The organism is Flavisolibacter nicotianae, from assembly GCF_003628535.1.
GTDB lineage: Bacteria > Bacteroidota > Bacteroidia > Chitinophagales > Chitinophagaceae > Flavisolibacter > Flavisolibacter nicotianae.
Genome location: NZ_RBCI01000003.1, coordinates 40,652 through 62,968 on the forward strand (window position 1 = coordinate 40,652; position 22,317 = coordinate 62,968).

The 22,317-nt window shown below is 50.5% G+C and carries 18 protein-coding genes and 1 tRNA gene; 7 read left to right on the plus strand and 12 right to left on the minus strand.

The window, feature by feature from the left end; all coding sequences use genetic code 11:
* Window positions 1-7: 7 nt before the first annotated feature.
* A complete protein-coding gene (locus tag D6024_RS08560) occupies window positions 8-1,303 on the plus strand; it encodes a murein hydrolase activator EnvC family protein (RefSeq protein WP_162944639.1) in 1,296 nt (431 codons plus the stop codon).
* A gap of 160 nt (window positions 1,304-1,463) precedes the next feature.
* Here D6024_RS08560 and bshA read toward each other — a convergent pair whose 3' ends face one another.
* Entirely contained in the window at window positions 1,464-2,600 is a 1,137-nt protein-coding gene (gene bshA / locus D6024_RS08565; protein ID WP_121354209.1) for an N-acetyl-alpha-D-glucosaminyl L-malate synthase BshA, read from the minus strand.
* A 154-nt stretch (window positions 2,601-2,754) separates the two neighbouring features.
* Here bshA and D6024_RS08570 point away from each other — a divergent pair, with 154 nt between their 5' ends.
* Complete coding sequence (locus tag D6024_RS08570) at window positions 2,755-4,134, plus strand: M20/M25/M40 family metallo-hydrolase (protein ID WP_121354765.1); 1,380 nt, start codon at window positions 2,755-2,757, stop codon at window positions 4,132-4,134.
* Window positions 4,135-4,214: 80 nt separating this feature from the next.
* On the opposite strand, the gene D6024_RS08575 is transcribed toward D6024_RS08570, so the two are convergent.
* Together D6024_RS08575 and D6024_RS08580 are read right to left on the minus strand one after the other, a co-directional pair.
* On the minus strand, window positions 4,215-6,446 hold the full coding sequence (locus tag D6024_RS08575; protein ID WP_121354210.1) for a RelA/SpoT family protein: 2,232 nt from the start codon (window positions 6,444-6,446) through the stop codon (window positions 4,215-4,217).
* Window positions 6,447-6,587: 141 nt separating this feature from the next.
* Entirely contained in the window at window positions 6,588-7,292 is a 705-nt protein-coding gene (locus D6024_RS08580; protein ID WP_121354211.1) for a hypothetical protein, read from the minus strand.
* 171 nt (window positions 7,293-7,463) lie between these two features.
* On the opposite strand from D6024_RS08580, the gene D6024_RS08585 reads away from it, so the two are divergent.
* A complete protein-coding gene (locus D6024_RS08585; RefSeq protein ID WP_121354212.1) occupies window positions 7,464-7,655 on the plus strand; it encodes a hypothetical protein in 192 nt (63 codons plus the stop codon).
* Here the strand turns inward: D6024_RS08585 and D6024_RS08590 are convergent, their stop codons facing one another.
* Window positions 7,656-8,327: a lipoprotein signal peptidase gene (locus D6024_RS08590; RefSeq protein ID WP_121354213.1), complete on the minus strand. Its 672-nt coding sequence runs from the start codon at window positions 8,325-8,327 to the stop codon at window positions 7,656-7,658.
* A 215-nt stretch (window positions 8,328-8,542) separates the two neighbouring features.
* Between D6024_RS08590 and D6024_RS08595 the strand changes: the two genes are divergently transcribed.
* Together D6024_RS08595 and D6024_RS08600 are read left to right on the plus strand one after the other, a co-directional pair.
* On the plus strand, window positions 8,543-9,697 hold the full coding sequence (locus tag D6024_RS08595) for a glycosyltransferase family 2 protein (RefSeq protein ID WP_121354214.1): 1,155 nt from the start codon (window positions 8,543-8,545) through the stop codon (window positions 9,695-9,697).
* Between the two features lie 183 nt (window positions 9,698-9,880).
* Window positions 9,881-10,321 (plus strand): response regulator, encoded by a 441-nt coding sequence (locus D6024_RS08600; protein ID WP_162944640.1) that lies wholly within the window; start codon window positions 9,881-9,883, stop codon window positions 10,319-10,321.
* On the opposite strand, the gene D6024_RS08605 is transcribed toward D6024_RS08600, so the two are convergent.
* Entirely contained in the window at window positions 10,312-11,205 is an 894-nt protein-coding gene (locus tag D6024_RS08605; protein ID WP_162944641.1) for a PorP/SprF family type IX secretion system membrane protein, read from the minus strand. The two genes, D6024_RS08600 and D6024_RS08605, sit on opposite strands and share 10 nt — an antisense overlap.
* 22 nt (window positions 11,206-11,227) lie before the next feature.
* A complete protein-coding gene (locus tag D6024_RS08610) occupies window positions 11,228-13,222 on the minus strand; it encodes a gliding motility-associated C-terminal domain-containing protein (protein WP_121354217.1) in 1,995 nt (664 codons plus the stop codon).
* A gap of 194 nt (window positions 13,223-13,416) precedes the next feature.
* On the opposite strand from D6024_RS08610, the gene D6024_RS08615 reads away from it, so the two are divergent.
* Together D6024_RS08615 and tig are read left to right on the plus strand one after the other, a co-directional pair.
* A tRNA-Leu gene (locus D6024_RS08615) sits at window positions 13,417-13,501 on the plus strand.
* 146 nt (window positions 13,502-13,647) lie between these two features.
* Window positions 13,648-15,021, plus strand: coding sequence for a trigger factor (gene tig, locus D6024_RS08620; protein ID WP_121354218.1), 1,374 nt, complete (start codon window positions 13,648-13,650; stop codon window positions 15,019-15,021).
* A 180-nt stretch (window positions 15,022-15,201) separates the two neighbouring features.
* On the opposite strand, the gene D6024_RS08625 is transcribed toward tig, so the two are convergent.
* The 6 genes from D6024_RS08625 to D6024_RS08650 form a co-directional block, all read right to left on the minus strand.
* Window positions 15,202-15,609, minus strand: a complete 408-nt coding sequence (locus tag D6024_RS08625; protein WP_121354219.1) for an RNA recognition motif domain-containing protein — start codon at window positions 15,607-15,609, stop codon at window positions 15,202-15,204.
* A gap of 182 nt (window positions 15,610-15,791) precedes the next feature.
* Window positions 15,792-16,898, minus strand: a complete 1,107-nt coding sequence (locus D6024_RS08630) for a T9SS type A sorting domain-containing protein (RefSeq protein ID WP_121354220.1) — start codon at window positions 16,896-16,898, stop codon at window positions 15,792-15,794.
* A 234-nt stretch (window positions 16,899-17,132) separates the two neighbouring features.
* Window positions 17,133-17,579 (minus strand): 50S ribosomal protein L9, encoded by a 447-nt coding sequence (gene rplI, locus D6024_RS08635; RefSeq protein WP_121354221.1) that lies wholly within the window; start codon window positions 17,577-17,579, stop codon window positions 17,133-17,135.
* A 74-nt stretch (window positions 17,580-17,653) separates the two neighbouring features.
* Window positions 17,654-17,920 carry a 30S ribosomal protein S18 gene (rpsR, locus tag D6024_RS08640; RefSeq protein ID WP_121354222.1) on the minus strand — a complete coding sequence of 89 codons (267 nt, stop codon included), beginning with the start codon at window positions 17,918-17,920 and terminating at the stop codon, window positions 17,654-17,656.
* On the minus strand, window positions 17,913-18,278 hold the full coding sequence (rpsF, locus tag D6024_RS08645) for a 30S ribosomal protein S6 (protein WP_121354223.1): 366 nt from the start codon (window positions 18,276-18,278) through the stop codon (window positions 17,913-17,915). The genes rpsR and rpsF overlap by 8 nt, the downstream gene beginning before the upstream one ends.
* A 260-nt stretch (window positions 18,279-18,538) precedes the next feature.
* Window positions 18,539-22,189 (minus strand): T9SS-dependent choice-of-anchor J family protein, encoded by a 3,651-nt coding sequence (locus D6024_RS08650; protein WP_121354224.1) that lies wholly within the window; start codon window positions 22,187-22,189, stop codon window positions 18,539-18,541.
* Between the last annotated feature and the right edge of the window lie 128 nt (window positions 22,190-22,317).

Here is a 22,317-nt window from a genome sequence, read left to right on the forward strand (position 1 = left end):
TATTCGGATGAAAAAACTCTTTTTTCTTTTGACCTGTGTTTTGGCCGTACAGGTTTGCCTGGCCCAAAGCGAAAAGGAAAAAATGCAGCGCGAACGGCAGCAACTGCAGCAGGAATTGCGTGAGATTCAGGCGAACTACAGCAAAGTGAAAGGCCAGCAGAAAGCAACGATCGGCCAGTTGAACATCCTGCAAAACAAGATGCAGGTGCAGAACCGCTACATCAGCAACATCAACAGTGAGATCAAATTGCTGAATGACGACATTTACGTGAGCAATGTGGAACTTACCCGCCTGCAACGCCAGTTGGATACGCTGAAGGAAGAATATGCCCGCAGCGTGGTCTATGCCTATAAAAACAACAGCACCTACGATTACCTGAACTTTATTTTTTCGGCTGGCAGTTTCAATGATGCCCTGCGCCGCGTGGCTTACCTGAAATCGTACCAGGCCTATAACGAATCGAAAGTAAAGACCATCAAAGAAACCCAGTCGTTGATTGAGCAACGCAAGCAGCAACTCCTCGGCAAAACGAATCAAAAGCACTCTGCACTGCTCAACCAGAAAGAGCAGTTGAACGAACTGGAAGGGCAGAAAAAGGAAAAAGACGAAGTGGTGCAAAAGCTGAAGTCGCAAGCCAACGACCTGGCAAAACAAATTTCCATTAAGAAAAAACGTGACCAGCAGTTGCGCAACCAGATTGCCGCAGCAATTCGCCGCGAGATTGAAAAAGCAAGAGAGGAAGAACGCAAGCGCATTGCGGCATTAAAGGCGGCAGAGGCCAACAAGCCTAAAACATCGACAACGACAACCGAGACATCGACAGCGGCAGTAACGCCAAAAGCCAAAACAACAACGGCACGGCGTGAGCCCATCCCGTTGAATGAAGGTGAACTGAAGCTTGCCAATTCGTTTGAACGCAATCATGGCGGCCTGCCCTGGCCGGTGGACAATGGCTATGTGAGCATACCGTTTGGCGTAAGCAATATTGGCGGGCTGATGATGGACAACCCGGGACTGACCATTTCCACGCAATCGGCAGGTGTGCCGGTAAAGGCCGTATTTGACGGAGAGGTGAGCGCTGTTTCCAACACCGGCGAGGGCATGATGGTGATGATCCGTCACGGCCGCTACTTTACGGTTTACAGCAATCTTTCATCGGCCTCCGTTAACAGGGGCGATGCGGTGCGCACAGGCCAGGCTATCGGTCGTGCAGCTACAGCCGATGACGGCACTGGCGGTCAGGTCGATTTCATGTTGATGGTGGGGGAAAAGAACGTCAATCCCCGGCCGTGGTTGCGATAAGGATGTAAAACGTCAAACGTTAGACGTGAGAAGGGGTGAACGTTCGTTGGAATTTTCACCCCTTTTTCCATTTTCTATTCGATAAAAACGAACGAAAGGCAGCCGTGCAGGCTTAAACTGCAGACGGTGCGGTTTCACGTCTCACGTTTATTATTTCACGTTACTGCACCAGTTCGCCACGAAGCACTTCTTCGTATAATTTTTCGTAAAGGGGAACTATGTTTTTGATGTCGAAGACATAGGCATGTGCGGCGGCGGCGGCCTTGAATTCTTTTAGCCGCTCTTCGTTTTCGAGAATGTCAATGGCGTAACGGCTCATGGTTTCCACATCACCCACATCGCCCATGTAGCCCACTTTCCCATGCACCATGATTTCCGGGAGTCCACCGGCATTGGTAGAGATCACAGGCACGCCGGCTGCCATTGCTTCCAGTGCGGCCAGTCCAAAGCTTTCGTATTCGGAAGTGAGCAGGAACAGGTCGGCAATGGCCAGGATATCTTCCATCTGCTCCTGTTTCCCAACAAAACGGACATCGTCGCAAACTTTCAGTTCGCGGCAGAGTTGTTCGGCCGTTACCCTTTCCGGCCCATCGCCCACAAACAGTAATTTGCTCGGCACCTGTTTGCGAACGTTGTTGAAGATCTTGACCACGTCCTCCACCCGTTTTATTTTCCGGAAGTTGGAAGCATGCAGTAAAACCCGTTCGCCTTCCGGTGCAATCACTTTCCGGAAAGCATCGATGCCCTTACGGTTGAAACGCTCTACGTCGACAAAGTTGTGAATGACTTCGATGGACTTTTCAATCTTGAAGAATTTGTAGGTTTCGTCGCGCAGGTTGTTCGAAACCGCCGTTATTGCATCGCTTTGGTTGATCGAGAATGCCACGACAGGCGCATAGGTTTTGTCCCGGCCTACCAGCGTGATATCCGTTCCATGAAGCGTCGTGATCACCGGAATATGCCGTCCTTCGGCTTCCAGGATCTTTTTGGCCATGTAGGCAGCCGATGCATGCGGAATGGCATAGTGAACATGGAGCAATTGCAGGTTATTGTTTTTGATGACATCCACCAGCGTACTGGAAAGAGCCGTTTCGTAGGGTGGATAATCAAAAAGCGGATAGGTGGGCACCTGCACCTCGTGGTAATACAGGTTCGGTATAAAATGGTTCAACCGTACCGGTTGCTGGTAGGTAATAAAATGCACCTGGTGGCCTTTCTGTGCCAATGCTTTTCCCAGTTCTGTTGCCAATACGCCGCTTCCGCCAAAGGTGGGGTAACAAACAATGCCGATCCTCATACAAGTATTTTCAAACAACTAAGGTAGGTAATTGGTTGATACCGGTTTTGCCGCTCCCGGAAATGAAAGACACGGCGGCTGGCAGTTTTCATCTTTTCACTTTACTGCAACAATTCCCTTCAGGGAGCGGCAAGTTTCTTTATTATTGCACCCTATGAAAAAAAGGTTGCTTTCTTTTCTTGCGGTTGGCATATCGCTTTCCGCATTTTCACAATCCGAAGATTCGCTTTTTATCCGCCGAATTGCCGACCAGATTTTGGTGAACGGCAAAGCCTATGAAGACCTGCGGACGCTGACAAAAACTGTGGGTGCCCGTTTGTCCGGCTCTGCCGGGATGTACAAGGCCGAAGCCTGGGGACTGAAGACCATGCAGGGCGCCGGTGCCGACAAGTTCTGGCTGCAGGAGTGCCTGGTGCCGCATTGGGTGCGGGGCGGAAAAGATGAAGCGATGGCTTCGTATCCTGTAAATGGCAGCAAGGCAGCAAAAAAGAAAAGCCTCGATGTGCTGGCGCTGGGAAACTCCATGGGCAGCAACAAGCCGCTGAAAGGTGACGTGATCGAGGTGAAAGATTTTGCCGACCTCGAAGCGAAAAAGAACCAGGTGAAGGACAAGATCGTGTTTTACAATTACCCGTTCAACAATACCTATGTTCACACATTTATGGCTTACCGTGATGCCGGTATGTACCGGGGGCAGGGCCCCAGCCGTGCTGCTAAATATGGAGCGGCGGCTGTCATTGTCCGGAGCCTGAGCAGCAGCACGGATAACAACCCGCATACGGGTGCTACCAGCTACAACGACTCGTTTGCGAAAATACCTGCGGTAGCCATTGGCTTGCAGGATGCGGATTGGCTGAGCAATGCCCTGAAGGCACAGCCGGTTTCTGTTATGCTTCATACGCATGGAAAGTTTTTGCCGGACACTCTTGGGCATAATGTAATTGGTGAGTTAAAAGGCACGGAGTTTCCCAATGAATACATTACCATCGGCGGCCATCTCGATAGCTGGGACCCGGCAGAAGGGGCGCATGATGACGGCGCCGGTTGTGTGCAAACCATTGAAGTGTTGCGCACCTTAAAGGCCCTGGGTTACCGTCCCAAGCGGACCATTCGTTTTGTTCTTTTCGCCAACGAAGAAAACGGAACCCGTGGCGGCAACAAGTACGCAGAGGAGGCCAAAGCAAAAGGAGAGAAGCACATTTTTGCACTGGAGAGCGATGAAGGCGGTTTTACGCCAAGAGGTTTTGGTATCTCCGGCAACGACCAGCAATTTGCCAAGGCCTCGTCGTGGAAAGCATTGCTGGCGCCGTATGGCGCATCGGAAATCAACCGCGGTGGCGGCGGGTCCGATATTGGTCCGTTGGCCCGCACGCAGGCCACACCGCTGGCGGGTTTGGCTCCCGATCCGCAGCGTTATTTCGATATTCACCATGCCCGGAATGATGTGTTTGAAAATGTGAACAAGCGGGAGCTGTTGCTGGGTGCTGTCAACATGGCCGCACTGGTTTATCTGGTGGATAAGTACGGGTATTGACACGTCGAAATTCAAAACTAAAAAAGGAGTCCTGCACCGCAAGACTCCTTTTTTAGTTTCAGGTTTCAGGTTTGAATTTTCTACGCTGCTTCCGTTTCAAACCGCTCGACGGAATGGATGCCTTTTAGTTCTTTTAAACGGGTAACCAGTTCTTCCAGTTCTTCTTTGTCGTGAACAAAGAGCCTGATGGTTCCTTCAAAAAGACCATCTTTCGATTCGATGGTTATGGCCGAAATGTTGATCCGCATTTCGCCGCTGATGATATTCGTAATCTTGTTCACAATTCCCACGTCGTCCATGCCAATGATGCGTAAGCCTGTAAGAAAGGAAATCTCTTTGTTCTTGGCCCATTTTGTCTTTACGATGCGGTGACCGTAGTTGGCCATTAGCTTGGCTGCATTGGGGCAGTTGGTACGGTGAATCGTTAATCCTTTCCCGGTGGTGACAAATCCAAATACATCATCTCCCGGGATTGGTTTGCAACAATTGGCAAGGTTGTACACAATCTTGTCGCTGCTTTCGCCAAAGATGATCAGCTCCGTGTCCTTTTTGGGGATCATGGGCTGGTACTCCGGTTTGGGTTCCATCACCTTCAGCGGCTTTGGCGCTTCAATCCTGTCACCAATTACCTTGAACTCTTTTAGTTCTTTCAGGTCCATGGACTTCACCGACAAGGCGTAGTAAAGGTCAAGTGGTGAAGCCAGTTTGTAATAGGTCACCAGTTCGTCGACGTTGTGCTGGTTCATGGAAGCGCCCATGCCTTCCAGCTTGCGCTGAAGGGTATATTTGCCTTCTTCGGCAACTGCTTTTTTCTCTTCCTTCAGGGCATCTTTAATGCGGGTGCGGGCCTTTGCCGTGACCACGATGTTCAGCCAGTCTTCCGACGGCTTTTGCTTGTTGGACGTAATGATCTCTACCTGGTCGCCGCTGCGCAGTTTGTGCGAGATGGGCACCAGCTTGTGATTCACTTTCGCACCAATGCATTTGACACCCACTTCGGAGTGAACGGCAAACGCAAAATCAAGTGCCGAGGCACCGACCGGCAGCATTTTGACATCACCTTTGGGTGTGTAGATATAAATTTCCTCGGCGAGAAAACTGCGTTTAAAATCCTGCAGAAAGTCCACCGAGTCCACATCCTGGTTGGTGATCACTTCGCGGATCTGGCCAAACCATTTGTCGAAGCGGCTTTCATCCTGGGCGCCTTCCTTGTATTTGTAGTGAGCGGCCAATCCTTTTTCGGCGATCTCGTTCATCCGCTTGGTGCGGATCTGCACTTCCACCCATTTGCCCTGTGGGCCCATGACGGTGGTGTGCAGGGCTTCGTAGCCGTTGCTTTTCGGGTTGCTGAGCCAGTCGCGGAGGCGTTCCGGCGACGGGGTGTATTCGTCGGTGATCATCGAATACACTTTCCAGCAATCTTCTTTTTCTTTATCAGCGGGAGAATTGACAATGATCCGGATGGCAAAAAGGTCGTATACTTCTTCGAAGCTGACTCCTTTTTTCTTCATCTTGTTCCAGATGGAGTGGATGCTTTTGGGACGGCCGTAAATTTCAAAGTCAAAGCCGGCTTTTTCGAGCTTTTCCTTCAAGGGTTTGATAAACTCGTTGATGAATTTGGTGCGCTCCCGCTTGGTCTCCGCCAGTTTTTTGGCGATTTCCTTGTAGGTCTGCTGCTCAAGATATTTCATCGACAGGTCTTCCAATTCGGTCTTGATGTTGTATAGTCCCATCCGGTGTGCCAGCGGCGAATACACATAAATTGTTTCCGATGCAATCTTCAATTGCTTTTCCAGCTTCATGCTGTCCAGCGTCCGCATGTTGTGCAGCCGGTCCGCCAGTTTGATCAGGATGACCCGCGGATCATCGGTCAGCGTCAGGAGGATTTTGCGAAAATTCTCTGCCTGTTGCGAAGCATTGACGTCGACGATATTCGAGATCTTGGTAAGGCCGTCCACGATTTTAGCGATCTCGCTGCCGAATTCGCGTTGAACATCATCAAGCGTAATGTCGGTATCTTCAACAGTGTCGTGCAGAAGGGAACAAATAGTGGAGCGAACACCCAGGCCAATTTCTTCCACGCAGATGCGGGCAACAGCCAGGGGATGCAGGATATAGGGTTCGCCGCTTTTCCGGCGCATGGTTTTGTGGGCATCTGCCGCCATTTCGAAAGCCTGGCGGATCAGCCGCCGGTCGCCCGGCTTGATGCGGGCTCGCAACGAACGTAAAAGGGCACGGTATTCCCGCAGAATCAGCTTTTTTTCCTGCTCTTCATTCAGCGTGTATTTCGGCAACTGCGCAAGGGTCTCCATTCGTTACGAATATAGCAAATAAAGCCCCAAGAGCTGTTGCTGCAGGGCTTTTATAACGCTTTTTTGTCTTTGAAAACACGGGAAAAAATTAACCCCTCGCCATGCAGGGAGGGGTTTGAACGCAAACGCTCTTTATCGAGTTTACCGGATCACCAGTTTGGTTTTACCGGCCGTGCTGATCACTTTCGTGCCAACCGACTGGATGGTGCGATCGCTGCCAAAGCTGAGGCCCGGCATGTTCTGTGTTATCGTCAGGTTGCCGCCGCCGGGAGCGATTACGTTGCCGCCACCTGGGGCAATTACATTGTCGCCACCCGCAGAAATTACATTGTCACCACCGGCAGCAATGACCTGGCCGCCATCTTTCGATATAAGGTCCACAGCCAAAACGTTGTTGTTCTTATCTACAAAGACAACCGCCGTTTTGCCTTTTAGTTCACCGATTTTTGGAAAGATGTTGTTTTGACTTAAGGCCGTCTGGTATTGCTGCACGTATTTTTTTAATTCACCGTAATTGTTCCAGGAACCGTTATTGTAATTCAGCGTGTTGAGTTCCCATGCATTGGGCGTCCGGTTATACAGCTCACAGTACACCTGGAAAATCCAGGGATCGCCTTTCAGGAAATTGCCCTGCTTGTAGCGGTTGTAGCCCGCTATATAGCCAACGAGTTCGCAGTAATTGTTCCAGGAGCCGTTGTTATAGTTTTTGATATTGCATTCCTGGCTTGTGGGTTTGCGGCCGTAAAGCTGGTTATAGGCCTGCGCGATCCAGGGGTCACAGTTTTGTGCAAAAGAGAACTGGCAAAAACAGCCGATTGCAAGCAGAAGCAGAAGTTTTCTTTTCATAGAGAGGTGATTGAGGCTGCTAATGTAATTCACCGGTAGAAAAAAAGAAAGCTATTGATGAGCGCTACTACAAATTAATTAGCGGCGTGGCGGAACAGCGCCGGGCATCCAATTTTTCAGGGTTTAACGATCTGTTGGTAAATAAGACGGCGCCGGTGCCATCAAAACGGCATGAAAACAAACTCGACACGAAACTTTAACTCCGGATTTTATCCATTAAAAGGAGGAGCCAAAAACCCTGATCCGAAAAAAGAAGGCAAACAGATTGCCAGCCTTGCCGTTGCTGCCGCACGGCCACAACGGCCGTTACTGGCCGAACTTCCGGTGACGTGGGACGAGGCCTGGTTTGCCAACTACGAGTGATCAGATCATGTGTTTGGCTTCTTCTGCCGACAGGTTGGCGTTGGCGGAAGCCGCTTCCATTTCGTGGGTTCTGTGGAGGAAGCGTTTTTGGAAAGCCAGCAGTGTTAATACGCCAACCGAGATCGACGCATCGGCGATATTGAAAATGGGAGAGAAGAACTCAAACTCTTTTCCACCCAAAAAAGGAATCCACGAAGGGAAGTTCGAATGCACCATCGGGAAGTAGAGCATGTCCACGACTTTTCCGTGAAGGAAGCCACCGTAGCCACCACCAGGTGGAAACATGCGGGCTACGTGCATATACGTGCTTTCTTCGAAGACCAGGCCGTAAAACATGCTGTCGATCAGGTTGCCCAAAGCGCCGGCATAGATCAGCGAAGCACAAACGATAAAGCCGGTTGTGTGTTTCTCCCGTACAATCTTTACCAGGTACCAGCTACCAAAGGTCACAGCTACCAGCCGAAACAACGTTAAAATCAGCTTGCCCCAGTTGCCGCCCAGTTCCATTCCCCAGGCCATGCCGGGGTTTTCAATAAAATACAGCTGCGCCCATTTTTGCCCACCCATGTTCAAAACATGCCCGTAGGGAAACGAAGTTTTTATCCAGATTTTCAGTGCCTGGTCAATGACGATCACCAAAAAAATCAGCAAAAAGGCAGAACGTAGCTTCACATCAAAATTTTAAGAAGGGCAAATATAGCGATCCACTTGTTAAGGAAGTTTGAACAGCAAAGGCTATTCGGAATCTGTCTGTTTTAGGAGAGGACAGGTAAAAAGGCTTATAACACCGGCTATGACTTTGGGGGGCGGATGGCTTTTGCCTTTTGCGATAAACATCAGCAGCAAGACAAAGAGTTCTTTTATATTGCCCTTTGAAGAGGGGATTCATGCAGGTCGTTTTCTGGATATCATTTGCCGTTTTATTTTACACGTACCTTGGCTACGGGCTTTTGCTTTTGGTACTGACGGCATTTGTAAAACGAAAAGGCACAAAAACACATCCCGAGCTTCCGCCCCTTACCCTGGTTGTGCCGGCTTTTCGTGAAGCGGCCGTGATCGAAAAGAAAATTCAAAATTCCCTCTCGCTTCATTACCCGGAAGACAGGCTTTTTTTCCTGTTTGTCACCGATGGTCCCGACGATGGAACCAACGCCATCATTCGCCAATACCCGCAGGTTTCGCTCCTAGCCGGTGAAGAACGGCGTGGGAAAACGGCAGCCATCAACCGGGCGATGTTGCGTGTAGGCACGCCGATCGTTGTTTTTACCGATGCCAACACCCTGCTGCATCCCGACTGCCTGTTGAAAATGATGCCGCACTATGCCGACCAGTGCATTGGCGGGGTGGCCGGTGAAAAGCGCATCTTCGACAGGGAGCATTCTGCCGTGGGAACAGGTGAGCGGTTGTACTGGTGTTACGAATCACTGTTGAAAAAAGCGGAGTCGGGGTTTTATTCGGTTGTGGGTGCTGCAGGCGAATTGTTTTCTATTCGTACGTCCCTGTTTCAGCCTGTCAGCGAACATGTGATCCTGGATGATTTTGTGCTCTCAGCACGGGTTTGCCTGCAGGGCTACCGTTTCGTGTACGAGGAAGGTGCCTTTGCAACCGAAACCTCGTCTCTTTCGTTTGCGGAAGAACGCAAGCGGAAAACCCGGATCAGTGCCGGTTGTTTCCAAGCTTTGCTGATGTTGAAAGGATTGCTAAATCCCTTCCTGAATTTCCGGCTTGCTTTTCAATACCTGTCTCACCGTGTCTTTCGCTGGGTTTTCTGCCCGCTTTGCTTGCCGTTGTTTTTTCTCGCAAATGCCTGGCTGGCACTAACAAATTCCTCCACTTTCTTCGACCTGGTTTTGGCTGTTCAAATCATGTTTTACCTGGCAGCGCTTGCCGGAATGGCGCTGCGAAAACACCGGCTACCGCAATTGTTGCAGGTGCCACATTATGTTGTTTTTATGAACCTTTCGCTATACGCCGGTTTTTGGCGCTTTGTTACCCGCCGGCAAACAGTTATGTGGGCCAAAGCAGTGCGAAAGATTTTTTAGGCGGCGGAGCCGTTCCCCTGCAAACCGGTTTTTAAGGAGGAATCCTGCAAATCGTGGGGGTGAATTTCCAGGTTAAGACTGGAAAAACAGAATTTGCCGCTCCCGGCAATTGGCTGGTTGCATATTTTCGCGGTGTTTGCCGCCTTGCCATTTTCATTATTTTTACTTTCGGAGACCGAACGAATGACCCAACGCAAAAACACCATTCTCTACGCCGAAGACGACCTGGATGATCTGTTCATTCTGAAACAAGCGTTTCAACAACACGACCATATCGAGGTGATGCATGCAGCCGACGGGAAGATGGCCATCGCCCTTCTGGAAACTATGGCTGTTGAAAATATGCTTCCCTGCCTGGTTATTTTGGATATCAACATGCCGGTAATGAATGGAAAAGAGGCCCTGCAGGCAATTCGCGGCCACGCAGTACTGCATCGTCTGCCCGTGGTGCTTTTCAGCACGTCCAGCAGTTCGTCGGACAGGATTTTTGCAGAAAGCTACCAGGCGCTCCTGGTAACCAAGCCGGCCGAGTTTTCCAGCCTGGAAACAATTGTTTCCCAGTTTATCGAGCGGTGCAACTTCGAAATCAATAACCTTTCTGTCAGGGACCCTTATCAGAATTGATATTGTAGCATGAGTTCATGTCCGCTCGACCCACTTTCATAAAGACTGACGGGAGAGGAGTAGAAGTCGAACGCATAGCCGATTGTCAGTTTTTCGGTTGGCTTGACGCCGGCTGAAAGCATCCAGCCCTGGTTTCTCCTCCAGCCCAGGCTATAAAAAAATAGGTTGTTGTGCTCCACTTTTACACTGGTTTGCGCTTCCAGAGGTGCGTTTGGTAGATAGATCAACAGCAGGTTGGGAATAATCTTCGTTGCATCGTCCGAACGGAAGGTATAAGCCCCGTGCAGGTACCAGTGGCGATACAATTTGCTTTGCTCGGCCGTATTGCCAATCAGTTCGTACAACTGATATTTCGTTTGCACCAGTTGGCTCACCGAAGCGCCAGCCTGCAGTGTTGGAGACGTGTAGGCAATCCCAAAGCCGGCATCAGCCTTCAGGCGGTTGCGAAGACCCATTGCCACCGGGTCGGCACCCCCCAGTTCGGCCTGTAGTTTTTCCCTGTCGAAAGAAAGTTGTTGCAGGCGGGCTTCCAGGCCAAATGACAATGATTGTCCTTCATTGAAGGGAATATGATAAGCATAGGCCATTTGCAATCCGGTTCGTGCCGTGGGACCAGTGACGTCGCGGTATAGGTAGCCGCCGAGCCCAAGCTTAACCGAGGCTAGAAAAGCCTGTCCGTAGAGCAGGGCAGTTTGCGGTTTTCCCGGCATGCTGCTCCATTGCGTTTTAAAGCTGCTTCCCAGGAAGGCATGCCGGCTGCTTCCGGTTGTTGCCGGGTTGTGCAGCACCGGTGTCAGTTCCGAAAAGCTGGATGTGTTCAGTTGCTGCGCAAGGCCGGTTCTGCCTGCCACAATCAACAGCACAAAAAAAGCGAGGTGTTTCATCGGATTGTTTGGTTTTGCCATCTTATCGGAGAATGGTGACGTTGCCTTTTCGAACGACGGATTGACCGTTGATCAACTGGTAGGTGATGATGAAATAATAGGTGCCATCGGCCACCGGCTTTCCACCATATGTACCGTCCCAGTTGTTTTTGTAGTTGTCGCTCTGGTAAATCTTTCCGCCATAGCGGTTGAAGATTTCCACCTTCGCCTTTTTCAGGCAGTCGCCGTTGGTAACCAGCCAGCGATCGTTGACGCCATCGCCATTGGGCGTGAAGGCCTCCATTGGCCGAACACAGTAAGGCGCCACATCAATGGTAACGTCGTCCGAAGCTGTGCAGCCGTCGGCCGTAACATGCACTGTATAGATGGTAGTAGAAGCCGGCCTGACTGTCGGTGTCAGAGACGAGGCGTCGTTCAGGCCAGTGGCTGGCGTCCATACGTATGTGCCGGCTGAAGCGGTAGCCGCAAGTGTCACCGCGTCGCCCTGGACAATGGTCTGGTCCTGCCCAGCATTCACAACCGGCAGCGGCTTTACCGTGAGGGCTACTGATGCCGATTTCTGGCAAATTCCCCTTGTGGCAGTTAGCGTGTAAACAGTGCTGGCTGTGGTTGTGATCTGGGGTGCTTTTTCGGTGGAATTGCTCACGCCCTGCACGGGACTCCAGGTAAAGGAGGTCCCGTTTGAACTCACTTGGGGCAGAAAAACATCGCCTGCACAAATAGTTGCTGTGGGTTGCGTTGTAAGGGAAAGATCGTCTTGCAGCACCAGGGTTGCCGTTGCCGTGCATGTACAGGTTGCGCTGGTGGCTGTTACGACATAGTCGCCGGCTTTTAAGCCGTTGAAAACATTTGCGGTCTGTGCCGGTTCGCCGTTCAGGCTGTAAAGAAATGAGACGGATGTGCCGGTGGCGTCGGCCTTGATGGTGCCGCTGCTTGTGCAGGTTGGGTCTTCCACCTGGAGGCGCAGGTCCAGCTTTTCTTTGCGGACGGTCAGCGTGTCTTCAAACGTGACATCCTGAGGACTGGTGCAGGACTGGTAGGTGACACGCAAAATGTACTGCGTGCTGTCATCTGTTGGGCAGACGTTCGCAAACGATAAATTTAGTTCGCCGGGAGCACCCGATACCGTGTCGGCAAGTGAAATGACATTGTCGTGCAGCAGCAGCTCGGCCTTTTGAAACTTCGATGTTCCGGCTGTAGGCAGAAAGCGGTAGGCTTCGTTCATGCCCATGCTGCCCCAGCGGCTGGCGTTTTTACCGGCTGGGAAAACCGCTTTGTTGCGGGCAAAATTCTGCATACCGAGTGTGGCGAGCCCACTGTTCCAGGCTGAACAAACCGGTTTGTCCTGCACATACACTTCCACGACGCCTGTGCTTTCATAAATGACCAACTGGTGGGTTGCCATCAGGCTGGTACAACTATACATGGGAACGTCTTTGAAGCTGGCGATAAAGCGACGCATCGGCGCCTGGCCTTCGATACGCCATTCAATTCGCCGTAAGCCATTATTGACCGGGAAAATATCATGAAAGACGCCCATAATGGAAGCCTTGGGATAGTAGGTGGAGGCTAGCGAATTTTGCGTACCGCCGGCATACGGGATGGGAACCGGTGTTGTGCTGATCGGGCTGGTGGTTTGCCGGAAATTATTTCGCTTGCCGGCATTGGTGAGATCGAAGGATACAATGCCATTCGATCCAACAACCAGGCTGTTATAAGTTGCGCCGTAAAAACAGACGGGAAAGGGCAGGGGTAAGGCACTGCTGTAAATATCGTCGGCATAAAGTGGAACAAGTTCGTTACCGCCGGCGGCGTAGGCAAAGGGATTGTACGGGATCGTTTGCACAATATAGTCGTCGCTTTGCCGGATGTCGGGCACAGTTGCTGTCAGCGTTGTACAGGTGGTTGTGCAGGGAACTGTGATATCCCTGGCAGTGGAAATGACAGTGGCTGGGTTTTGTGCCGAAGCAGCCGTTGCCAGGGCAGAAAGCAGCAGAATGAATAATGGTCGGATCATAAGGTTTGGATTCTGGAAACAGCCGGTGACGTTTTCTATCCCGATGATTCTCAGTATTGGATTAGCAGGTCAAATAAAACAAATTATTTTTTAAAAAATCGCGAACAGGGCAATTTTTTTCGAACCAAAGCCTTTTGTACGGCAATAACCTTTACTTTTGCCACCCATTTTACGTTCATAGCGTAAACAGTTTTGCGGGTGTGGTGAAATTGGTAGACACGCCAGACTTAGGATCTGGTGCTTCACGGCTTGGGGGTTCGAGTCCCTCCACCCGCACCAACGAACAGAAGAACAGATGAACAAGGAACAGGAGAAGTAAGAAGGATTGTAAAGGTTCATCACTTCCTTCAGGCGCTTCTTCTTTCACTTTGACAGTCGGTATTCCTTGTTCTTTAGTTCATTATTCGATCGTTCAATCAGAATTTATGGCAACAATCACACAATCGGAAGTGGCGCCGCTGCACAAGCAGCTTAGCATCACCCTTCAGAAAGAAGATTATCTTCCTTCGTTTGAGAAATCACTGAAAGATTACAGCAAAAAAGCAAATATTCCCGGCTTCCGTAAAGGCATGGTTCCTGCCGGTTTGATCAAAAAGATGTATGGTACCTCGCTCTTTACCGACGAAGTACTGCGCACCATTGACAAAGAAGTCTCGAAATACCTGGAGCAGGAGAAGCTGGATATTTTTGCCCAGCCCCTGCCGGTTGACATGAACCTGCAGCAGCTGGATGTCAACAGCCCGGCTGCTTATACCTTTACGCTGGAAGTGGGTATGAAGCCGGAAGTGCGCCTGCCCGAACTGGGACAGGAGAATTTGAAGCGGTACAAGGTCACTATTACGGATGACATGGTGAACGAAGAAGTAGAACGTCTTCGCAGCCGTTATGGCAACATGACCGAACCGGAAAGCGTGGAAGGCGACGACACGGTTATAAACGTTACATTCATCGAGACCGATGCTGCCGGAAACGAAGTGGAAGGTGGAATTCGGAAGGACAATTCGGTCCTCGTCAAATACTTTACTGAAAGCTTCCGCCCTTCGTTGATCGGGAAGAAAAAAGGTGATACCATCCAGGTATCGCTGGACGAGGCCTTCGACGGAAAGGAAAAAGAGTGGATCCTGCAGGACCTGGGGCTTGACAGTGCTACAGGCAAGCATTTCAAACTGGAGATTACCAAACTTGGCCTGGTGGAACCTAGAGAGTTGAACGAGGAATTCTTTGCGCAACTGTTTCCCAACCAGGACGTGAAAACCGAAGAGGCATTCCGCAACCAGGTTCGTGAAGAGTTGGCAAAGCAGTGGGAGGCGGAAAGCCGCAACCAATTGCAGCACACCTTGTATCATGTTTTGCTCGATCATACTCATATCGATTTCCCGGAAGCATTCCTGAAGCGCTGGCTGAAAACGCAGGGCGCCGAAGGCCAGGAGCCCAAGTCTGATGAACAGGTGGATGCGGAATTCCCGACATTCATCAATCAGCTTAAGTGGACGCTCATTATGGATGAATTGCAGAAGCGTGGCAATGTCCAGGTACAGCAGGAGGACGTGCGCCAGTTTGCCAAACAACAACTGTTGGGTTATATGGGAATGGCTGCCATGGATGAAGAACAGGATTGGGTTCGTGACTACATCGATCGCATGATGAAGGATCGGAAATACGTGGAAGATGCGTATAACCGCATCCAAACGCAAAAGATTTTCGATTGGGCCGAAACACAGGTGAATGCTGTTGATACGCCCATTTCAAAAGAAGAGTTTCTTCACATGAACGAAGAACACCAGCACCACCACCATTAATTCCCGAACCGGGATGTTTAGGGTTGGTGCGAGAAAAGGATTAATTGAAATCTCTTGATAAAAAAGCCGTTCTGAAAAGAGCGGCTTTTTCTTTATTTCAGCAATTCCATACATCCCGGTTCCAGGAAAAAAAAGAGGCTGCAGTGCAACCTCTTAACTTGTTCGGGACTATAAATAGGTTTAATAACTATCTCTGTATCCGCCGCCGCCGCCACGGTTTCCGCCGCCGCCGCCATAGCCGCCACGATTACCGCCACCGCCGTAACCGCCGCCGCCTTTTTTAAAGCCGCCGCCACCGCCGCCGAAGCTTCTTTTCTTGAAGCCGCCGCCGCCTTCGCTGCCGCCTTCTTTGGGACGGGATTCGTTAACAACCAGGTTGCGACCATCCACTTCGCTGCCATTCAACTGTGCAATGGCGGCTTGTGCCTGTTCGTCGTTCGGCATGTCAACAAAACCGAAGCCCTTGCTGCGGTTCGTGAATTTGTCCATCACAATTTTCGCAGACGCTACTTCCCCGAAAGGTGCGAATAAGTCGGCTAAGTCCTGTTCTTTCAGGCCCCAACTTAAGTTTCCAACATAAATGTTCATTAGTGAAAAGTTTAAAAAACCAAAAAAGTGCATCCAGCTGACAAGTGACATGAACGGTGTTCGATGGGCCTGAAAAACTGAAAAGGCACAGAATACATAACGAATATAAAGATTTTAAATCCGTATTTCCAAAAGAAAGCGGCCCTTTCTTTTCGAAAGGGCCGCTTTTCAAAGTGAAACAATTATTGTTTCAGAACTTTCATTGTTTGGGCATTGCCATCTCCATTGTCGAAGCGGATAAGGTACATGCCTTTTTGAAGGCCACTCATGTCCACTGTTGTTTGCATGCTTCCTTCAGAAGGAACAATGTTCCGAACCATTCTTCCATCAGCAGTGCTGATGCTGACAAGGGCTTTGCCGGAAATGGACGGGTGCTGCACTGTCAACTGGCCTTGCACCGGCTGCGGGAAGGCTTTGAGCACAATCTCACTGCGGCCGTTTGCGAGGCGGGCAATAGTGCTGTACTTAAATTGGCCGTCGTTGTCGACATTCTTGATCCGGTAATAAACTGTACCGCTGGCCGTAAGGTCGGTGTAGTTGTACACGTCTCTTCCGGTTTTTGATACACTGCCAACGGTGGCAAAGCTGCGGCCATCGCTGCTTCGCTCGACTTCGTAATGCGAAACATTTTCCTCACCGGCAACTCTCCAGGTGAGTTGTACAGCGCTGTTTACTTTGGTCGCTGTAAAGCCGACAAATGTTACCGGCAGGATGATTTGCGAGAACGTTCCGTTGGTACGGAAATCGTCAAACGTGATGGTTTGTCCTGTCATAGCGGTACCTGTGCGGGCTGTCACATCAAACTGCAGCCGATACAATCCCCCGGTTGGAAATCCCGGGATGCTGCTGATCGCTGTAGAAAAGCAAACGTCATTGGTTTCCTGCGTTTGCGGGTCGTAGGAAGGAACAACTTTGTCTTGCAGGATGTAGGTCTCAATTTGGTTGGTCAACGTCGACGCATACGTAACCTTGATCGTCAGCTGCACTTTTTCCGTGCCGCCAAAAACGGCGCCGTACTGCAATGTCGTTGCTACATTGGACAGTTTGTACGTCGGAGTCGTAATCGTGTAAAAACCATTTTGAAAAACCTTGTCTCGTTGAAGATAACCGTCTGTGCCGGTGGCGGCATAGGAAAAGCTACCCGTAAATCCGCCTGTACTTCCACCGGTGTTGTTGAAATTTTCGACAATGGCGCCACACTGCGCTTTTGCAACATTGGAAGAGAGAACTGCGGGAGCGAACAAAAACAAGAATGCAGAAACTTTGAGAAACGTGTAAATTTTCTTCATAAATAAACATTTAGGGATGAAATTTTTGATCACGTTTTCACAGAGATAGATGGAGTGGCAGGTTCAGAAGAATTGGAGATTTGCAGTCGTTGCGAACCTAAGTTTCAAAAACTGTTCCTGCTTTTTTTTGGGGAACAGCAGTTTTTCAAGAGGAAGCACGGTCGTTCGCTTAGAGCACAAAATAAAAAAAGTCTATGCAAATGCATAGACTTTTTAAAAGAAAAAATGTGGCGTTTATTCAGCAACTACTTCAAGATCAACTTCGGCTGACTGTCCGTTGCCAAAATCGACGGTTGCTTTGTACGTTCCAAGTTCTTTCACTTCGTCGTTGATCGTAATCTTCTTGCGATCGATGTCGTAGCCTTTTTGATCGCGGATTGCACGGCTCACCTGCAGGGAAGTGATGCTTCCGAAGATCTTGCCGCTGGTACCGGTTTTGGCACCTACGCGAACCGGGGCTTCTTTCAGCTTGCTGATTACATTGTTGATCTGGGCCAGCATTGCCTCTTCTTTCTTACGAGCCACTTTCAGTCTTTCTTCCAGTTGCTTTTTGTTTGAAGGATTGGCTTCAACGGCCAGGCCTTGCGGGATCAGGAAGTTGCGGGCATAGCCATTGCGAACTTTCACCAGCTCATTCTTACCACCCAGGTTGTCGACGTCTTGAATTAAAATGATATCCATATTCGTTGTTTTAGCCAATCACGCCGGCGGCGCGACTGTCCGTCTTGCCATACCGGCAAGAGTTAGGTTAAAAATTATTTTAAAAGATCCGTTACGTAGGGCAACAAAGCCATTTGACGGGCCTTTTTGATGGCATCAGACACTTTACGCTGGTACTTCAGTGAGTTACCGGTAATGCGGCGGGGCAACATCTTGCCTTGCTCGTTCAGGAATTTTTTTAGGAACTCTACATCTTTATAGTCGATGTATTTGATGCCATACTTTTTAAAACGGCAAAACTTCTTTGGGCGCTTTTCCTGCTTAATGGCCGTCAGGTATTTGATTTCATTTGCTTTAGCCATTGTTTACCTCCTCGAGTTTTTCGTTTCCGGTTGGCTGGCCGCTGCGCTTTCTGTTGTTGTACTCAACGGCGTACTTGTCCAGTTTTGTGACCATGTGACGCAGGACGGTCTCGTCACGCAGAAGCTGGATCTTCAGCTTCTCATTGAAGTCGGATGACGCCTGATACTCAGACACCCAGTACAAACCGGTAGTCTTTTTTTGTATCGGGTACGCCAGTGATTTCAGGCCCCATGCATTTTCGGCAACCATCTGTCCACCGTTATCGGTAACGATTGTCGCAAATTTGCGCTGAGCGTTTTTGAATTCTTCATCGCTCAGGACCGGGGTAAAAATCACCATCAATTCGTAATTGTTCATTACCCTGTTTTTTTGGTTAAAAAATTAAATGTGTTCCGCGGTAAAACACGCCTCGTTAACAGGGCAGTGCTTTTCGCGGGAGCGCAAAGGTAGGGGAAGCGGCTGGAAATGGGAAGGAGGAACGGAAGATTTTTGGGCGGAAGGTGTTAAAAATGGAGGGAATTTTCTTGCTTAGGGTAGGATGAGGGTGTAGCCAAATAGTTGGCGGAAAAAGAAAAGGCGGCCCTCCGGCCGCCTTTTGAATTACGATGCAAAACTGCTTACTCAGTTTTTACCAGTTTCTGGATCTGGACGTATTCCTTTCCTTGCGCGGTGGCGACAATGCGGCAGTAATAGACTCCCGGCTTTAGGGGAGCCGTATTGTAATGAATGCTATACGTGCCGGCCACGCGGTCGCCGGTGAATACCCGGGCGGCTTCCCGTCCCATTAAATCAAACACTTTAATAGAGACGTTGGCTGCCTGGGGAAGCGTGTATTGCAGGCTGGCCGTTTTCGCCACTGGGTTGGGGTAGGCATGGAATTTTAGCTGGCCACCGGTTTCAACAGCCTGTGGGCTGTTGCGCGGTGCGGCTACAGTTGCAGTGTACCAGTCGCATTGGCCAAGTTTGGCTCCTTTGTTCAGGAAAGCAGCCAGGGAATGGACGCTGACACAGATCGTATTTCCATTGTGGCAAACAAAAACCTTCCGGTCGGCCTTATTGTTGTCGCAATAAGGGTTGCGAACCGTAACGGTGAAGCTGCAGGTGGTGCTATTGCCACTGGCATCGGTAACCTCGAAGGTATTAGTTGTAGTGCCAATGGGGAAGACAGAGCCACTGGGCAGGCCACCGGTTTGATGGATAACCGAGTTTTCGCAATTGTCGGTAACGAGGGGAGCTTCAAATCGCACAGCCGCACCGTCCAGCGATGTGGGGTTGGCAACGATGTTTGGCGGGCAGGCGAACACAGGCAATTGCCTGTCTTTAACCGTGACTTTGAACGAACAGATTTCGCCATTGCTGCTGGTGACATTCACCACTGTTGTTCCCACCGGGAAATAGGAACCCGAAGCAGGCGTTGCCGTTACGGTTCCGCAGGTCATGGTAGTGCCAACGCTAAAGTTGACAACAGCGCCACAATGGTCCGGATCGTTGGCGACCGTGATGTCGGCCGGGCAGGTCAGCTTGCAGAACATGTAGCGTGTAAAAACCGGGAAGTGATCGGACGTCGTGGAAGCGTAGCTGGAAATCTGGCTGGCCACGTCGCTCAATACAGCCGCCGTTCCCGGCAGGTAGTAGGCCTGCATTTCATTGCTTAGCATCACGTGGTCGATCATGTCGTTGTAGCTGACAGTCGATTTTTTCCCGGCAAGGCTCAGGGCAAGCGTTGGAGAGAAGAAATGTGCCGGGTCTGTTGTAAAGGAATTATACGAAGAGGTGGTAAAGCCGGCCGTGATGGATTGGTCGAGATCGTCATTGAAATCGCCCAAAACAACCACGTTGGCATTGGCAAAAGACGTGTTCAGGGTATCGTGCAATTCGGCTGCGGCTGCCTGTCTGCGGGCATACGAAGTTGCTGTCGGTGAGGTGTTGGCTTTGGCATGAACCAGTACAAAGTTCACTTTCCGGGTAACGCCATTCAGCGTCACGTCGGCCGTCAGCAGGAAGGGATATCGGCCGCTCGACCAATTGTTGTACGAAGTGCTGCTGATGTCCTGGTTATTGATCAGGGGGCGGGTTGTGACATTGCTGAACAGGTCTGTCCTGTATACAAAAGCAAGTTTTTGTGCTTCCGATAATGGACCACCGGCAGGATCGGGCGGGTTAACATGCGAGCCGTATTGCCCGATCACATAGCTGTAGCCAGGCATATTCGATACCACTCTGGCAAGGCGGCTTTCGTCAACGACCTCAACCAGTCCAAAAATATCGGCACCGATTCCTTTCAGGACAGTTTGTGCATTTTGTTCTTGCTGGTTGTCGTTCGTTGGGCCGAGCGTTGTACTGCCAAACCATTCCATGTTCCAGTTTACAACTTCGAGGGTAGTAGCCGGGTCGATACTGGTTCCGCTCAGCGTCAGCGTCTGTTGCTGGCTAGATGTGTTAACCGTGATTGAACCGGTAAAGTTCTGGTCGGCCTGGGTTGGAGTAAACCGCACATAAACCGTTGCGGATACATTGTTGGCTTCAGCTACAGTGAATTCAACAGCCGGGCTAAAACTGCTTCCGTCTTTCGAGAGAAGAAAAGGGCCATTGGCTGTGACCGTTACGTTTTCTACCAGGTCATTGCCTGTAAACGAGAAGGTTTTATCGGCTGTGTTGCCATTGGCGACATAGCCAAACTGCAGGTTGCCGGTGCCGACCGTGAGGCTGGGCGGCGGCGGTGTTTCGGAATTGACCAGGCTAATGTCGTCGACTGTCCAACGGGCACCATCCTCATCCGTAGATGTATAGACGAATGCAACGTGCACGTTGGCTTGCTTGAATGCCGCCAGGTTAATGCCGGACGAAAGCGTCCAGCTATTGGAAGCCTGCTGGGGAAACCGGCCGTTCAGATCTGCCCACGTATAATTTCTTGGATCGCCGGTGCCGGGATAATCGGTGGAAATTTTTAACTGCAGCGGAAGGCCGTTAAAGGCCGTGCGGCTCCAGAAAGAGAGAAGCGGAAAGGTTGTGCCGGTAAGATCAAATGCAGGCGAGATTAGCCAGTCCCGGTTCTGTACATTACTGCCGCCGGAAAAGCCGTTAATCTGCACGCCATAGGGAGCTTGCGCTGTGCCTGTGGGTGCCTGTGGATCCCGTCCGAAAGGTGTACAGGCCCAAACGACTGCTCCGCTTTCGCTGAACTGTGTAAAGCCATTGCTTAGTGCCCCGTTGCATGTGGAAAAATCAGCGGAAAGCAGGGTGTTGCCTGTCGTAAAACGCCAGGTCGTTGCATCGCTGATGCCAGGAAACGAATTGTTTGCAAGGTCCTTGAATACCCCATTTTCGACGAGAATGTAATAGGTGGTATTTGTGGCGAGATTTGCCAGCGAAAAAGTGGCTGTTGTACCACCGACAGTCACACCTGCAGATGCAACGGAAACAGTTTGAACAGTGCTGTTGTCGGATGCTTTTTTGACGTAAATGTTGCCGCTGCCTTTTGCGATGTTTTCATCGAACGTCAGTGTTGCCGTTGCTGCGAGTGGAACATCGGTGGCGCCGATAACGGGGATAGTTGTCAAAAGGGAAGGAGCAGTGACATCGGCGTTGTTATTTCCCAGTGAAAGCGAGAAGTCGTCGATGGCGAGGCCGTCGTCTGCACCGGAAGCATTAAAATCAGTCCAGCGGATAAAAAACGTAGCGTCTGCGGGGATAGAGAAGCCTGTCAGGGTAAAAGAAACACTTGAGCGAAAGGCGGGGTCGTTGCCATCTTTGGCACCTACCGTCCCGGCACTGACCGGTGCGGAAAAATCAAGTTCGTCCTTATTGATCCAGGTTCCTGTGGATAGGCTGGTTGCGTCCGTACTGTACTGGAAGTCGAGCCTGTCAGTCCGGCCGGTGGCGCCAAGACGCCATTGTTCACCGGTGAAACTGATTGTGAAGGTGGTAAGCGTCGCACCCGTTTTGTTCACGAAAGCAGCACCAACTGTAGGGGTCAGGGAGCCGGAAAGCAAGCCGCCAAAGGCCCGCTCCGGACTACCGGCGGCCCCAAAGCTGTAGGTGTCACCGGCATTGCCGGAGCCGGTACCGGCCGTATAGAAAGTGTTGGTATTGGTGCCGCTTTCCAGAAAGCCCCAGCCGGCAGGTGTTATGCCGGAGGTGCCCGAAACTGCCAGCGAATTAAAATCCTGGGAGTACGTCCCACTGGTCAGTGAGATGGGAACCGAGGTTTGACCAAAAGAGGTCAGTGCAACGACAAGCGTTGCCAGAAGCGAGTACAATTTTCGCATATTCAAAAGGGTTTATCTAACAAATGTAATCTGGCAACCATACCGGCAATGCGATCATCATCAATTAATTATTAACAATGAGAGAAAGGGTTCTACAGGGTTGCCCACCCGGGGAAAGACTATTGATA

Excerpts from the sequence above, each read along its gene's own strand:
- D6024_RS08600 (WP_162944640.1), top strand. The coding sequence starts at position 9,881 with ATGACCCAACGCAAAAACACCATTCTCTACGCCGAAGACGACCTGGAT.
- rpsF (WP_121354223.1), bottom strand. The coding sequence starts at position 18,278 with ATGAACAATTACGAATTGATGGTGATTTTTACCCCGGTCCTGAGCGAT.
- D6024_RS08585 (WP_121354212.1), top strand. The coding sequence starts at position 7,464 with ATGAAAACAAACTCGACACGAAACTTTAACTCCGGATTTTATCCATTA.
- D6024_RS08575 (WP_121354210.1), bottom strand. The coding sequence starts at position 6,446 with ATGGAGACCCTTGCGCAGTTGCCGAAATACACGCTGAATGAAGAGCAG.
- tig (WP_121354218.1), top strand. The coding sequence starts at position 13,648 with ATGGCAACAATCACACAATCGGAAGTGGCGCCGCTGCACAAGCAGCTT.
- D6024_RS08605 (WP_162944641.1), bottom strand. The coding sequence starts at position 11,205 with ATGAAACACCTCGCTTTTTTTGTGCTGTTGATTGTGGCAGGCAGAACC.
- D6024_RS08570 (WP_121354765.1), top strand. The coding sequence starts at position 2,755 with ATGAAAAAAAGGTTGCTTTCTTTTCTTGCGGTTGGCATATCGCTTTCC.
- rplI (WP_121354221.1), bottom strand. The coding sequence starts at position 17,579 with ATGGATATCATTTTAATTCAAGACGTCGACAACCTGGGTGGTAAGAAT.
- D6024_RS08560 (WP_162944639.1), top strand. The coding sequence starts at position 8 with ATGAAAAAACTCTTTTTTCTTTTGACCTGTGTTTTGGCCGTACAGGTT.
- D6024_RS08610 (WP_121354217.1), bottom strand. The coding sequence starts at position 13,222 with ATGATCCGACCATTATTCATTCTGCTGCTTTCTGCCCTGGCAACGGCT.
- D6024_RS08595 (WP_121354214.1), top strand. The coding sequence starts at position 8,543 with ATGCAGGTCGTTTTCTGGATATCATTTGCCGTTTTATTTTACACGTAC.
- bshA (WP_121354209.1), bottom strand. The coding sequence starts at position 2,600 with ATGAGGATCGGCATTGTTTGTTACCCCACCTTTGGCGGAAGCGGCGTA.
- D6024_RS08625 (WP_121354219.1), bottom strand. The coding sequence starts at position 15,609 with ATGAACATTTATGTTGGAAACTTAAGTTGGGGCCTGAAAGAACAGGAC.
- rpsR (WP_121354222.1), bottom strand. The coding sequence starts at position 17,920 with ATGGCTAAAGCAAATGAAATCAAATACCTGACGGCCATTAAGCAGGAA.
- D6024_RS08650 (WP_121354224.1), bottom strand. The coding sequence starts at position 22,189 with ATGCGAAAATTGTACTCGCTTCTGGCAACGCTTGTCGTTGCACTGACC.
- D6024_RS08580 (WP_121354211.1), bottom strand. The coding sequence starts at position 7,292 with ATGAAAAGAAAACTTCTGCTTCTGCTTGCAATCGGCTGTTTTTGCCAG.
- D6024_RS08630 (WP_121354220.1), bottom strand. The coding sequence starts at position 16,898 with ATGAAGAAAATTTACACGTTTCTCAAAGTTTCTGCATTCTTGTTTTTG.